The sequence below is a fragment of the Pseudochelatococcus contaminans genome (assembly GCF_014195635.1).
In the GTDB taxonomy this organism is placed as follows: domain Bacteria; phylum Pseudomonadota; class Alphaproteobacteria; order Rhizobiales; family Beijerinckiaceae; genus Pseudochelatococcus; species Pseudochelatococcus contaminans.
Genome location: NZ_JACICC010000002.1, coordinates 130,443 through 144,337, shown reverse-complemented (window position 1 = coordinate 144,337; position 13,895 = coordinate 130,443). Strand labels below are relative to the sequence as shown.

The 13,895-nt window shown below is 56.9% G+C and carries 14 protein-coding genes and 1 tRNA gene; 3 read left to right on the top strand and 12 right to left on the bottom strand.

Annotated elements, in window-relative coordinates; translation table 11 throughout:
- Positions 1–104: 104 nt before the first annotated feature.
- The 6 genes from FHS81_RS04820 to FHS81_RS04795 all read right to left on the bottom strand — a co-directional run bounded on the left by FHS81_RS04820 (position 105) and on the right by FHS81_RS04795 (position 5,716).
- Positions 105–578, bottom strand: coding sequence for a pyridoxamine 5'-phosphate oxidase family protein (locus FHS81_RS04820; protein ID WP_183750929.1), 474 nt, complete (start codon positions 576–578; stop codon positions 105–107).
- Positions 579–704: 126 nt separating this feature from the next.
- Positions 705–1,994 carry an endonuclease Q family protein gene (locus FHS81_RS04815; protein WP_183750928.1) on the bottom strand — a complete coding sequence of 430 codons (1,290 nt, stop codon included), beginning with the start codon at positions 1,992–1,994 and terminating at the stop codon, positions 705–707.
- A gap of 24 nt (positions 1,995–2,018) precedes the next feature.
- Positions 2,019–3,143, bottom strand: coding sequence for a hypothetical protein (locus tag FHS81_RS04810; RefSeq protein ID WP_183750927.1), 1,125 nt, complete (start codon positions 3,141–3,143; stop codon positions 2,019–2,021).
- Positions 3,144–3,251: 108 nt separating this feature from the next.
- Positions 3,252–4,004: an SDR family NAD(P)-dependent oxidoreductase gene (locus FHS81_RS04805; RefSeq protein ID WP_183750926.1), complete on the bottom strand. Its 753-nt coding sequence runs from the start codon at positions 4,002–4,004 to the stop codon at positions 3,252–3,254.
- Entirely contained in the window at positions 4,005–5,306 is a 1,302-nt protein-coding gene (locus tag FHS81_RS04800) for an FAD-binding oxidoreductase (protein WP_183750925.1), read from the bottom strand.
- A complete protein-coding gene (locus tag FHS81_RS04795; protein WP_183750924.1) occupies positions 5,303–5,716 on the bottom strand; it encodes a GtrA family protein in 414 nt (137 codons plus the stop codon). Before FHS81_RS04795 ends, FHS81_RS04800 begins: the two co-directional genes overlap by 4 nt.
- Positions 5,717–5,744: 28 nt before the next feature.
- Between FHS81_RS04795 and FHS81_RS04790 the strand changes: the two genes are divergently transcribed.
- The gene (locus tag FHS81_RS04790) at positions 5,745–6,629 is read left to right on the top strand and encodes a decaprenyl-phosphate phosphoribosyltransferase (RefSeq protein ID WP_183750923.1); all 885 of its coding nucleotides are present in this window, start codon (positions 5,745–5,747) and stop codon (positions 6,627–6,629) included.
- Between the two features lie 378 nt (positions 6,630–7,007).
- Here the strand turns inward: FHS81_RS04790 and FHS81_RS04785 are convergent.
- Together FHS81_RS04785 and cpdR are read right to left on the bottom strand one after the other, a co-directional pair.
- Positions 7,008–7,082 (bottom strand) — tRNA-Val (locus tag FHS81_RS04785).
- Between the two features lie 308 nt (positions 7,083–7,390).
- Complete coding sequence (gene cpdR / locus FHS81_RS04780) at positions 7,391–7,753, bottom strand: cell cycle two-component system response regulator CpdR (RefSeq protein ID WP_343052439.1); 363 nt, start codon at positions 7,751–7,753, stop codon at positions 7,391–7,393.
- 276 nt (positions 7,754–8,029) lie between these two features.
- Here cpdR and FHS81_RS04775 point away from each other — a divergent pair, with 276 nt between their 5' ends.
- Complete coding sequence (locus tag FHS81_RS04775; RefSeq protein ID WP_183750921.1) at positions 8,030–8,917, top strand: N-formylglutamate amidohydrolase; 888 nt, start codon at positions 8,030–8,032, stop codon at positions 8,915–8,917.
- Positions 8,918–8,925: 8 nt separating this feature from the next.
- Positions 8,926–9,927, top strand: a complete 1,002-nt coding sequence (locus FHS81_RS04770; protein ID WP_183750920.1) for a small ribosomal subunit Rsm22 family protein — start codon at positions 8,926–8,928, stop codon at positions 9,925–9,927.
- 161 nt (positions 9,928–10,088) lie between these two features.
- Here FHS81_RS04770 and FHS81_RS04765 read toward each other — a convergent pair whose 3' ends face one another.
- From FHS81_RS04765 to FHS81_RS04750, 4 genes are all read right to left on the bottom strand, one after another.
- Entirely contained in the window at positions 10,089–10,400 is a 312-nt protein-coding gene (locus FHS81_RS04765; RefSeq protein ID WP_183750919.1) for a hypothetical protein, read from the bottom strand.
- A 91-nt stretch (positions 10,401–10,491) separates the two neighbouring features.
- Positions 10,492–10,662, bottom strand: a complete 171-nt coding sequence (locus tag FHS81_RS04760) for a hypothetical protein (RefSeq protein WP_183750918.1) — start codon at positions 10,660–10,662, stop codon at positions 10,492–10,494.
- A gap of 161 nt (positions 10,663–10,823) precedes the next feature.
- Positions 10,824–12,092: a Glu/Leu/Phe/Val family dehydrogenase gene (locus FHS81_RS04755; RefSeq protein ID WP_183751257.1), complete on the bottom strand. Its 1,269-nt coding sequence runs from the start codon at positions 12,090–12,092 to the stop codon at positions 10,824–10,826.
- A 324-nt stretch (positions 12,093–12,416) separates the two neighbouring features.
- Positions 12,417–13,622 carry an EAL domain-containing protein gene (locus tag FHS81_RS04750; RefSeq protein WP_183750917.1) on the bottom strand — a complete coding sequence of 402 codons (1,206 nt, stop codon included), beginning with the start codon at positions 13,620–13,622 and terminating at the stop codon, positions 12,417–12,419.
- Between the last annotated feature and the right edge of the window lie 273 nt (positions 13,623–13,895).

Below are 13,895 nucleotides of genomic sequence, written 5' to 3'. Positions count from 1 at the left end.
TGCCGGGCTTGCGGATGCCGGGCTTGTGAGACCGGATCACACGAAAAAAGGGGAGCCGATATGGCTCCCCATTTCATTTGCCCATGCCAGTCGATGCTGACGGGTCAGAACGTTAGATTGTAATTTTCGCCAAGGTCCGGCTTGTCGCCTGTCAGCTTGGACTTGCTGATTTCATACAGGAAGCCGAGCTTGCCATTTGTCGTCCATACTTCGGCGCGGGCGAGGGAGAACTTCAACAGCCGGATGTCCGGATCGCGTTTGCCGCCATCGAACCACGATTCAGCGACGGAGTTCCAGATTTCATCAAGCTTGGCCGTATCCTGCGACAACTCAAGCTGCCCCTCGATGCGCGCCCAGAGCTTACCTGCTTCATCGCCGATGAGGTGGATAGCGTTCTTAGGACCGGATTCCGTTTGCGAAACAAGATCCACGCCATTTGCGGTGATGAACCACAGCGCATTTTGCTCGGGATCGGCGTAATGGGACATTGGGACAAATTTCAACTCATTCGTCGTGCCCAGAAGTCCGGCATTGATGCCGTCGAGACGATCCCAGAACTTATGCTTCAGATCAGACATTGGATATCCTTTCGCGAATTGCCGTCGGTATGTCCGTTAACCGCTCGGCAACACGTCAAGTTCCCCAATTCATCAAGCTGAAATCGATCTGGTCGTTCGAAAGGTCTCCGTCACCGATGCAGCGCTTCACGCAAATAGCGGCCCCGCCTTCTTCGCTCCGCGATCCAGCTCTCCATCCTCGAACAGGCGGATCACGCCATATTCGCCATCGTAGCCCGCCTGGCGGATAACCCGGCCGGCACGCAGCCGTGCCACCGCCTCACCCAATAGCGGATGCGCCGTGGCAAGCTCCTCGATGGGCTGTTCCTCCAGTACGGTCAGCTCTGGCCCCAATGCGGCGAGGGTGCGGTCGTAGGCGCGAGTGACGGCCTTCGATGCAACGCCGACGCCGATGATTTCAGAGAGAATTTCCGGCAGCGGCACCATGCTGGATGTCGTGCCCGCTGTCGGCGGCGGCGGCGCTTCGTCCTCCGCGCGGTCGGCGAGTGCCTCGACGCGATGCGCGACACCAACGGTGACCGGGTGGCCGCAAACCGGGCAAAGGCCGCCGAGGGCAATGGTTTCAGCCGGTGTCAGGCGCACCTTGCATGCACGGTGCCCATCCTGATGATACTTGCCTTCCTCGGGGAAAAATTCGACGGTGCCGACATAGCCATCGCCCGTTTCAAGCGCGCGCCGAATGGCGAAATAGTCCGGTGTGCAGCCAAAACGTGTCGCCTCCCGCCCCAGCTTGCTTGGCGAATGGGCGTCCGAATTCGACGTGAGGCGGAAACGGTCCAGCGACGATACGCGCCAGTTCATTGCCGGGTCGGAGGACAGGCCGGTTTCTACCGCGAAGATATGATCGGCGAGATCGCCGTAGCACTCCTCGATGGAGTCGAAGCCGGACCGCGAGCCAAGCGCGGCAAACCAAGGCGTCCAGATATGCGCTGGAACAAGATACGAGTCCGGGCCTGAGTCCAACGCGATCTCCAGCAGGTTGCGCGAGTCGAGGCCGAGTATGGGCCGTCCGTCCGAAGCGATGTTACCGATGCCGGCCAGCGCCGTCGCCAATCGATCTACTGCGGCAAGGTCCGCCGCGTAAATGAGATGATGGATCTTGCGGGTCTTGTCGCCCTTTTTGTAGATCGTCGAAATTTCCGTAGACAGCATGAAGGACACCGGGTGGCGGCACGCTGCGGGCAAGGTTTGCAGAATATCTGCCTCGATGTCCGGCTTGAGGCGAAACAGCCCGTTGCCCTCCGGCACCAACTTGTCCTTGATCTCACTCAGCCAGACCGGATGCACGCAATCGCCGGTGCCAACAACACGTATACCCTTGCGCGCTGTCCACCAGAACAAATGCTCCAGATCGAGATCACGACTCGTGGCGCGGGAATATTTTGAGTGGACGTGTAAATCGGCGAGAAAAACCATGAACGGGCATGCCAGCAGTATGCGTTATCGAAACGGCCAGAGAGCCGGATCCATCGGCACATCAAACCATCCGAACAGTCGATGAAGGACGTATGCCACATCATAAGGGAACGCCGACCATCTGGGAATACCATCCCACACCCACCCCCAAGGCACCAGCACCCAGGCGATGAACAGCATGGAAATCTCTCGTCTGGTGATTTTTTCAAGAAAATCCTGATTAAAGAGCCAATATGCCGATACCAGCGGAAAAGTAATAATGGCCAGAACACGCGTCTGATCGCCAGAAACCGGCAGCAGCAGGCATAGTCCGGCAAGGGTGAGGAAGAAAGGCACCGACTTGTGGCCCCAATCCATGAACCTGATCGCCACAAGCCAGCCGAGCCCCAGAACGGACCAGATGATATAATGAAAATGGAAGAAGAAATAGCTGAGCAGCAGGTTGATATTCCTGAGAAGCCAATCCAGCCTTCCTGATTCTATATCGATGGAATAATATTTGAACAGTCCAATAAGAATAATTTTGCCGAGGATTGTTCCAATCAATAAAGACAGGCAGAATTTCCATGAATATTTCAGCAAGTATCCCTGCTTGTGACTGATGGTCACCGCAAATAAAAGACCCGCCGCTGCAAAAAATCCTTGCTCAAAATGTTGCATTCCGAGCAGAATGCCAAGTGAGAATGTTAAAAGAAGTGAATTGGGGAAAGCCAGAGCCAAAAGCATCAGGAAGAGGGTTATCGAATCTGTGCTGACCCAGAAATAGGCAGTTGCCGAAACGGGTAATACGCTGAACAAAACAAGAGATGATCGTGCCAGCTCATTTGAGAAGTTTGTGAATGCAATTCTTATAAACAGAAGTGTAAAGGCGACAGAAAATGCCAGATGAAATGCAAAGAATTGCCACTTTCCTGTCGCGCCAATCAGCCATGCGACGAACGGGCCTAACCAACTCCAGAATAAATAATGATCCGTGCTATATTCGGAAAATGGACTCGCAAATGGATTCTGCGCGATGGATTGTGTCGTGCTCAGGTTTGGAATATACCAGATCCCTGTTTTGAAGAGAGTCAGTAATCCAATAACAAGAATGAATTTCCAGGCCGCCGATTCATAAATGAATTTCTCAATTTTATTAACTGCATTCATTCCTAAACTTCCCGGCAGCTGATTTGTATTGTCTGTAAATTTTGCTCAGTGGTTTCTCAATGGCAACGAGTTAGAGCATCAGATGGTTTTATGAAATAAGAACAGCCTTTAGATGTCCATTTTGTTGAATATGAAAGCAGGCAGATTCCTGATGATCATCATAATCAACTGCCATTTTGCCGGTGTGTAAATAACAGGCTTGCCTGCTTCCACGCCCTCGACAATTTGTTTCGCCACAACTTCAACAGAGGCCAGTTTTGCACCATTGTCTTTGAGGTGCGCCGTCATGGGGGTGTCGGTCGGACCCGGCTTTATCAGCACCACCTTGACCCCGGTGCCCGCAAAGCGATGTTGCAACCCTTCAGCATAGCGCGCAACCAACCCTTTGGCGGCACCGTAAACATAGTTGGATTTTCGCCCCCGATCACCCGCCACGGAGCCGATCAGCGCGATGGTGCCGTGGTTGTTGTTTGCCATCTTCTTTGCAAATGCTTCAGCATACAGTACGGGCGAAACTCCGTTTATCTCGATCGCATCGTAACAGGAGCGCAGGTCGTTCTGGCACGCAGCTTGCTCGGGCAGCGACCCGTGCGCAATCAGTACGATGTCGATACGGCCGCTGTCGACGATATCCCCGGTTATCGTGGCTATTGCGGCAGGATCTAAAAACTCGGCCTGGACAATCCGAATCTCGGATTGGGGGCAGCGCACTTTCAGATCTGTCGCAACTCTCTCGATACGACGTGCATCACGACCGACCAGGGTCAGCTCGGTGGGCCGCTTCTGCAACCAGAGTCTGGCGCAATGCTCCGCGATGGCTGAAGTGGCGCCAATAATGACGATTCGTTGTTTCGTATTCACTTAATATCCCATCAAGCGGCGTGAGAGACCGGAACTGATGCCAGGATCGCGGTATTGCATGAATTCCGTCAGACGCGGATAGCCTCTTTCAAAAAGCTCTCTCGGCATTCGCGCGTCTTTGGCAGGATAAATGCGACCGCCAGCATCGTGCACGATTGCATCCAACCGTTCCAAAAGTCTGTGTGTGCGAATCCCGTTATTTGGGAAGTCCAGGGCTAGCGTTACGCCGGGCTGCGGAAAGCTCAGCATTCCAACAGGCTGGCGGTTTCCGAATGTCTTCAGGACAGCCAAAAAGGAACCGTCGTGCGAACGGGCGATCTCTTTCAGCATGGCATGTATCGCGGCATGCCCACCATTGCGTGGCACGACGCTCTGGTACTGGAAGAATCCTTTCGGTCCATACATTCTGTTCCATTCAAGCAGGTTATCCAGCGGATAGAAGAATGGTTCGTAATGCGTGATATTTCTTCCCGAGCGCCATTTCTTGAAATGGTAATAGGCAGTATTGAATGCACGCAATGAGATGCGGTTGACAAGGGAAACCGGGGGAACGAAGGGTATCGTCAGTTTACGCCCTTCATTTACCGGACGGTCTGCAACATCGGCTGAGTTGGCACGCATGAAAAGGCCACGACCATCGCTACCCCCAATACAGTCGATCCACGATACCGTATGCTCCCAATCGGCTTCGGAGCTGTCCGCGAGCTGGAAAAACTGGTCGAGATTCGCATAGGGAACGGTTTCTGTATCCAGCCATGGCCCGACAACCCTGTGTAACTGGATTTCAGCCTGGGTAATCACCCCGGTCAGCCCCAGTCCCCCCACTGTGGCCGCGAACCATTCAGCGTGTTCATCCGGGCCGCAGTTGATGATTTCTCCATCGGTGCGGACGAGAGTTATTCGCCGGATATGATCGCCGAACGAACCGACGACGTGGTGGTTCTTGCCATGTACGTCGTTGGCAATGGCGCCTCCCACTGTCACCAACTGGGAGCCTGGCGTGACCGGCAAAATCCAGCCACGAGGAATGACCATCCGTTGAATGTCTCGCAACAGCACGCCAGACTCGCAGACCAAGCGTCCGCTCTCGCTATCGAAGGCGATGAAATGGTCCAGTCCGGTCGTGATCCAGAGCGTGCCTTCGGGATTCAGGCAAACGTCGCCGTAGCTGCGTCCCATGCCATGAGCGATGCCCGAGTGGCTGGCATGACGAAGAAGATCCGGAACTCCGGAGGGATGATTGAGTCTGCTGACATGGTGAGGGTCAGCGCTCAGCCGTCCCCATGCGGCAATTGGCGTCATGCATCCTCCGTGCGGAAGACGTAACGCTTATCGAGCTGATACTTCGTCAGATAGCCAATGGCCAAACCGATGACGCCACCGAGATATCGCATTTCATCGGACTCGAAAGCGTATTGAAAGCAAAGCTCTGCTCCCCAGAAAATCAGAGTCGTAGCGAGGCCCATGGCACTGTAAAGGACAAAGGTCCGGGTATTGTGAGCGATGTTGCGGGCATGGAAACGGAAAATGTAGCGCTTGTCCAGTATATACTTCACGATCAACCCGACCCCGGTGCCTGCAATGATCGAAGCCAGTATCGCGAAAACGCCCTGGTAGATATGGATAACAAGAACCTGAATGCCGATGTTTGCTGCGGTTGCGATTAATGCGAAAATAGCATAGCTAATCGCCAGCTTAGTCGGGGCAGACATTCAATGACATCACCAAGGTTCAGAAATAATGCTCGATAAGGCAGCAACTCGCTCGCAATTAGCGCAAATTATGGCCTTAATCAAGCTGATGCGACCTAAGCAGTGGATCAAGAACAGTTTTGTTCTGGCTCCACTGGTATTTTCCGGTGAGTTCCTGGATGTTATCGCCGTCCGCGATGCCATGTTCGCTTTATTGCTGTTCTGCGTCGCCGCATCGGCGGCTTATATCGTCAACGATATACAGGACATCGAGCGAGACCGCCGCCACCCCGGGAAGTCTAAAACCCGCCCTCTCGCTGCGGGAACCGTGTCGGTGCCAGCTGCTGTCATGCTGCTTGGGAGCCTTTATGCTCTATTGGTGGCAGGCTGGTTCGTTGCACCGAAAGTGGTTATGGTCATTGCCGCTTATTTGGCCTTGAACCTGGCTTATACGTTCGTGCTTAAGCATCAGCCTGTTGTCGATATCTTTAGCGTCGCTATTGGTTTTGTGCTGCGAGTATATGCCGGAGCTATGGCGCTCAATGTACCAGTATCCTCCTGGATGTTCATTACGACCTTGTGTCTGGCATTATATCTGGCCGCGGTGAAACGGCGGCAGGAGCTGGGTCATAGCGGAGCGGAGGGGCGCAAGGTGCTCGAAAAATACTCTGTCTCGCTCGTTGATCGTTACGCAGAAATGTCTGCAACGGGAGCGCTTTTATTTTACAGCATGTTTGTGATGTCGACCAAGCCTGAGTTGATCATTACCATTCCGCTGGTGCTGTTTGGCTTGTTTCGTTACTGGTTCGTGGTGGAAGCGCTCGATGGTGGCGAGTCGCCTACTGATGCGCTGGTCGCTGATTGGCAATTATTACTAACCGTTGTGTTGTGGGTGGCTGCCTGTAGCTGGGCGCTGTGGCCGATACAGGCATAACTGTCTCGCTGGCATCTGATCTTGCTGGCCCACTTCGATCAAATGATACTAAAGATGATGAGCGGCGCTTCGCAAGTTTCCAGCACCGACTCGCGTGTCGTGCCAAGTCGCACCTGCCAGTCCGGACAGCGCAATTGGCTTGCTACGCCGTCCCATGTTGGCTGATGTTTGTAGAGGTACTGATCCGCGGAATGGGGAAGGGGAGAGGGCTGGCGGTGATCGAGGGATAAGTCCCAAGCGTCTCGATACGCAGGTTGCGAGTGCTCCGATTCTCGGATCGAAAATAGCAATCAATCCATGCGCGTGGTTCAATGAACCAAAAGCGCCCTGCAAATCTGGATGCAAGAGTGAATAACTATTCAGTTTTATTGAAAGAAATGGTGGGCGCGACAGGGATCGAACCTGTGACCCCTACGATGTCAACGTAGTGCTCTCCCGCTGAGCTACGCGCCCATTGTCCGTGCATATGATTGCAACAAACGAAGGTGTATGGCTTCATACAGGGTTTTTTCTGTCAATCAAGCGAAAACCGCTTTATCCACAGACCCTATATGAGGTGTACCGCAGTTGACGATACACTTGATTGCGACGGCGGAATTGAACGCCGCATCCATTGAAAGGGCTATAACGCGCCCCGGCAGGACATGCAAGCCGTGAAACATCCGAAACGCGGCTTGCATGTGGAAAAATTTCGCTGGCCAAGGGTCGTGCCGGCGCCAGGCAAGTGTTTTGCGGGGTTGTATGTCCCGGATAGCAGCTTCTCAGGCCACCAGCAGCTTTTCCACTTCTCCGACCAGCTCGCGCAGGTGGAAGGGCTTGGAGAGCACCTTGGCGTCTTTTGGGGCCTGCGAATCGGGGTTGAGCGCGACTGCGGCAAACCCGGTGATGAACATGACCTTGATGTCCGGGTCGAGTTCCGTGGCGCGGCGGGCCAGTTCGATGCCGTCCATTTCCGGCATGACGATGTCGGTCAGCAGCAATTCGAAGGGCTCTTCCCGCAAATGATTGTAAGCGGAAAGGCCGTTGTCGTATGACGCCACGTCATAGCCCGCGTTCTGCAGGGCCTTGACGAGAAAGCGGCGCATATCGTTGTCGTCTTCGGCGAGGAGGATCTTGTTCATGATATATCTTTTCGACGAATCGCGTGGTGTTCCATAGACCTTCGTGCGCTCGCGGGAGCGACGGGTTGCGGCAGGCTATATTGGTGGGGTCACCCCATTACGGGCACCATCAAGCAATGCGGATCGTAAATTTGGTGTGAAGGTTCCGGCTGGCCTCCAGCCTTAACCGCATGCCAAAACATGCATCGTGGACAGGAACCGCCGAAAACGGCACTATGTGGCAAAATGGCATCGGATGTTCGCTGCCTTCAACAAGATCAATCAACAAACCGGACAGACATGCGCGACGCCGCACAGGACTTCAGCCCGCCTTTCACCATTTTCGAGCCTGCGCCGCATAGCGCGCCGGTAGTTTTCAATGTGCCACATGCCGGGCGCGTCTATCCGAAGTCGTTCTGTGACGAATCATGCCTCGATCCCGCCTCGCTGCGCCGGTCCGAGGATGCTTACGTCGACAGATTGTTCGCGGGTGTGGTGGGGCTGGGGGCGCCGTTGATGGTGGCGCATTTCCCCCGCGCGTATCTCGATCTCAACCGCGAGCCAGGCGAGCTGGACCCGCGCCTGTTTACGGAAAAGCCGCCGGCGCATGCCAATACGCGCTCGCCACGCGTCGCCGGTGGCCTTGGCACCATTCCGCGCGTCGTCGGCAATGGCCAGAACATTTACCCCGGCCGCATTCCGCTTGAAGAGGGGTTGCTTCGTGTGGAGACGCTTTACAGGCCCTATCATGAGGCGCTGCGCCAGCGTCTTGCCGAGACGCGGACGCGCTTCGGGGCAGCGCTGCTGGTGGACTGCCATTCCATGCCCGCTCCAATGGGTTCCGCGTTGTCCGCCGCCGCGCCTGATATCGTGCTCGGAGATCGCTTCGGTATGAGCTGTGCGCCGGCCATCATCGACTTCGTCGAAAAGGCTTTTCGCGTTCGGGGCTATAATGTCGTTCGCAACCGGCCCTATGCCGGCGGCTATATTACCGAGCACTACGGCTCGCCCGCTGCTGCCCGGCATGCGTTGCAGATCGAGATCAACCGCTCGCTCTATATGGACGAGCAGTCACTGGAGCCGACTGGCGGTTTCGCCTGTCTCGCCAGCGATCTGACCGAGGTTGCGGACCAGCTTGTGCACGCAGCGCAGGGGTTGTTGATGCCATTGCGGAATGCGGCCGAGTAAGGAACGACATGGAACTGCCGGTTGCATTGAAACGCGCGGTCGATGCCGCGCTGGAGGGGCACGCCGTTGCCGATCTCGCGCGCGCGGCCTCGACGCTATCCGCGCGATATCGCGCTGAAGTGCGCGATGGGGCCTTTCACCTTGCGGGTGATCGTGCGGCATTGGCTTATCTCGCCACGCGCCTGCCCGCGACTTACGCTGCCGTGCGCGCGGCCCTGGCTACCGTTGCTGAAGAAAGGCCGGGCTTCGCTCCCGAGACTTTGCTGGATGTCGGCGCGGGACCGGGTACTGCGCTTTGGGCGACGTCAAGCCAGTGGCCGTCATGCCGGAAGGCGCTGCTGGTCGAAGGCAGCGCCTCAATCCGGCGGTGGGGCGAGAAACTGTCGGCGTCGCTGACCGGGGAGGGCGGTTCCGATATGTGTGTGGTCTGGCAATCGCAGAATATTGTCGGCGATGCAGCCGGCAGCAGCCAGCCCGAGCAGCACGATCTTGTGACCATGGCTTATGTGCTCGACGAAATCGAGGAACGGGACCGTGACGGCCTGATCGAGCGGCTATGGGCGCGCGCACGTGATGTCCTCGTCATCGTGGAGCCGGGCACTCCGGCTGGATTCCGTCGCGTGGAAGCCGTTCGGCGGCAATTGATCGATGCTGGCGGGCATATCGTGGCACCGTGCCCTCACGAGTTGCCGTGCCCCGTCATCGCGCCGGACTGGTGCCACTTCGCCCAGCGTGTCGCGCGCTCCAAAATGCACCGGATGGTCAAGGGTGGCGATGTGCCGTGGGAGGATGAGAAATATGCCTTCATTGCGGTCTCGCGCACATCCGGCAGTGATAGCGACAACCTTGCTAGTGCGCGCATTCTCGCGCCGCCACGTGCCGGGAAGGGGCATATCAGCCTGAAGCTCTGCGAGGCAGATGGCTCTATCGTCCAGCGGACGGTCAGCCGAAGGGATGGCGATACGTATCGCATTGCCCGACGTGCAGGATGGGGCGACAGTTTTCCCTGACCCGCCCAGCCGCTCCCACACAAAAAACCCCGGTATAGAGGTCTGGCTCCGGTGGAACCGCACCTCTATACCGGGACGGATGTTTCAAGTCAGTGTTCTATGCCGCTTTGCACGCGATTCGATGCATTGAATCCGATGCAAACTGCTCGAACCGGACTGGCTTACCAGCAACCCCAGCGGTTGCAGCGTGGGCCCCAGCCGTAATAGTAGCCGCGCGGCTGCGCTGCGGCGGCGCCGACGACCGCGCCGCCGATAACGCCCGCCGCTGCACCCACCGCGACAGCCGTCGCCGCCTGATCGGACTGGCGACGGTTCTCGTCATAGGCGGCATTCGCGCACCTGTCGAAAGCCCGTGAACCGGGCTTCAGGCCGGCGTTAAGGCAAACGCGCTCAGCACTGTACATCGACTCTTCGGTGCTCTGACAGCCAGCCAGAATGAGGCTTACAGCCCCCAAAATCAGTACCGCACGCATTGCAAAACTCCTCCAAATTAGTCGAGCCGGCCCACTCCGGCGCGTTTCTGCAAAAGTTGCGCGCCTGTTTACCATAACTTAACGCTTCACATCAGCGAGATTTTGTTATGGTCTGATTTTTCTGTGCAGCAGGCTCGCGATTTAAAACTTGCCAAGTGCTTTTTTGTTTCCCGAGGCGCTTTTTTGTTTCCCGAGCGGTCATGAAAGCATTGGCACAGTCCATTCCGCCAATATTTACAAAACTAAGAATGCCGTTGATCATATATGTCGTGATACGTCAATAATTTCAGTTCTCTGGCGATTTTTTTCAGGGGACAAGGGGGGATATTTCTCAGTGGTTTATTTTTCAGTGGTTTTAAGACAAAAGCCGGACGCTTTCCTCGCGCCCGGCTTTCAGAACGTGTTGTCGTGTCTGCTGGAGTCTCAGCTTGCGAAGAACGACTGCGTGCCGTGTGCCTCGATGGCTGCCGCCAGGCGGGCCAGGGCGTGAACATAGGCGGCCGTGCGCCATGACACGTTCTTGTCCTGGGCAATCTCCCAGATGGCGCGGCCTTCCCGCACCATGATGGTGCGCAGGCGCTCATGCACCTCTTCCAGCGCCCAGGCGTAGCCCTGCTTGTTCTGCACCCATTCGAAGTAAGACACGGTCACACCGCCGGCGTTGGCGAGAATATCCGGCAGGATCGTCACACCCTTGCGGGCAAGGATGGCGTCGGCCTCGGGCGTGACAGGGCCGTTCGCCAGCTCAAGAATAACCTTGGCCTTGACGTTTTCGGCATTGCCTTCGTGGATCATGCTCTCAAGCGCTGCCGGTACGAGCAGGTCCGCGTCCACGGCGATGAGGTCTTCGGCCGAAATGGCCTGATGGCCGCTCTTGCCTGCCGTGGAAGCGACAGACTTGTTCTCGGCCTTGGCTTGCAGCAGAAGGTCGATGTCCAGCCCGTCCGGCGAGTAGACCGCGCCGCTCGAATCGGACACCGCGACGATCACGTTGCCGTCCGAGGCCAGCAGCGAGGCGATGTACTGGCCGGCGTTGCCGAAGCCCTGCACGGCGACGCGCGTGCGGCCTTCAAGGCCGAGTTCAGTGGCCAGATCGCGCACCAGATAGTAGCCGCCGCGTGCAGTCGCATCCTGACGGCCCACGGAGCCGCCGAGCGCAATCGGCTTGCCGGTGATCACCGCCGGCGAAGCCTCGCCAACGATCTGCGAATACTCATCGGCCATCCAGCCCATGATCATCGAGTTGGTGTAGACATCCGGCGCGGGAATGTCGCGGTCGGGACCGACGATGCGGGCGAACGCCTGGATATAGGAGCGCGACAGGCGCTCAAGCTCTGCCTTGGAGAGCGAGCGCGGATCGACGCTGACCGCGCCCTTGCCGCCGCCGTAGGGCAGGTTCATGACGGCGCATTTGAACGTCATCCAGAAGGCCAGGGTCTCGACCTCGTCCTCATTGGAGTCGGGATGGAAGCGAATGCCGCCTTTTGTGGGGCCGCGGGTGTCGTCATAGCGGCAGCGCCATGCGAGGAACGACTTACGCGAACCATCGTCCATGCGAATCATCAGGCGAACCTTCGTCGTCTCGCGGGGGTATTTCAGTTTCTCGATGACGTCCGCGTCCACTTGCAGGTGCTGGGCGGCTTCGTCGAGACGGACGAGGGCGAGATCGAGAAGGCTCTGGCGATGAGACATCATGACTCCTGAAGGTTGCTCACCTATGGGTGAAAAGGTTGAAGGACAATTGTACGGAAATTATGCAGCAGCGCATAATGCAGGCAGCTTTCGGCAAGGCAATAGCCATTTGCGTGGCATTTGCGCAAAAAGTCAGCACCCCTGAAGGAAATAAAATAACCAATATGTCAAGGGGAAATTGATGCTTGTGTCATGTTGCGGACATACAAGCGGTTTTTCGGCAGCCATGACGTGAGGGGTGTGACGGGCATGCCCGGAGGAGTTCGGTTTCGGTGTTGAAGCCATGGTTGCCTTGAGTCGCGTGGCATTATACCGCCCGGGTTTTCAGTTCGGCACCGCCATGATCAGAATGCCTGTGAGGCTGCCTCCCGAGAGCATCCGTCTGACGCGGAGGCGGATGGCGCGGCCGCTCCGTTCCGCGAGGGAGTACACGAACGTATCGTCGCTCGCGCCGATTTCGCCGGCATGCTGCCAGAGCCAGCCGGCGAAGTCCGCCGGCAGAACGTCCTTGACCGCTCCGTCCTGCAGGTCGTGGACATGCTTGTGGAACAGCGCCGCCAGCGTTTCGTTGACCCGCACGATGGTCATGTGAAGATCGACCTGGCACAGCCCGATGTCCGAAAGGCCAAACAGGATATCGAGGCCCGAGAGATTTGCGCCGCGAGACAAAAGCCGCCCGCGTGCCACGTGTTCGTCGAACAGGCGGCGTTTTGCCGCCTCCTCAGCGAGATCGACGGCAGTCTCAGGATAATGCGTTGCAACCTTCCGGCCTTCGGCAAAGTGCGCTGCGGCCGCGGGCGTCATCTCCCTGCCGAGCAGCCATCCCTGGCCATAGGTGCAGCCAAGTTCCTGCAAAACCGCCAGTTGCTCCGGCCTTTCGATGCCTTCAGCCACCACCTTCAGGCCAAGGCTGTCGCAAAGCCCGACGATTGCCGAGACGATCATCCGGGCGTCGGCGTCGGCCTCGATGGTGCGCACGAAGGTCTTGTCGATCTTGAGGGCATAAAAGGGAAAGCTGAGCAGGCGGCTCAATCCGGAGTGGCCGGTGCCGAAGTCGTCGAGCGCGATTCTGACACCGGATTTGCTCAGGTGTCCGATCATCTCGTGCGCGTTGCGCGTTTCGGATATAGCGCTGGTTTCGGTCATCTCCATAACCAGCCTGTGCCGGGAAAAGCCGGTGCCGTCCACCGCCGAGAAAATCACCGATACGAGATCGCTGCCGTTGAACTGAAGAGGGGATATATTGAAGCACAGGAAAAAATGTTCGCCCCAGGCTGCTGCCGCTGCGCACGCCGAAGACACCAGCCCGTGCGTCAGGGCGTTGATCAGCCCGTCTTCCTCGGCCCACGGAATGAAGGTGCTCGGCGCGATGCTTCCATAGGTCGGGCTGTCCCACCGGGCCAGAGCCTCGAAGCCCGCCAGCGACTGCTCTCGCAAACGGATGATGGGCTGGAATGCTGGTCTGATCTCCCCACCCTTGACGGCGCCGAGTACCGCGTGTCGACGGACATCAGGGGCAGATACGATCATGGGTTCCGGACTCTATCCTGCAGGGAGAGTGCAATTATCACACCTCAGGTATTATGGCCATTAATTTATCGGCTGTCGATAGATCGGTAATTGTCTTATAATAATAACAAATATTTATAATAACTGGCATTATTCTTGTTCTGATGGCGTCGGAGTGGTTGTGATACATCTTGCGCTTCGGTTCCGTGCTGTCGCACGTCATTACGACGCAAGTGGAGCGCACGCTTCCAGATCGCTGTCCTGCTATGTTAAAAGGCCGATGAAACGGGTTCA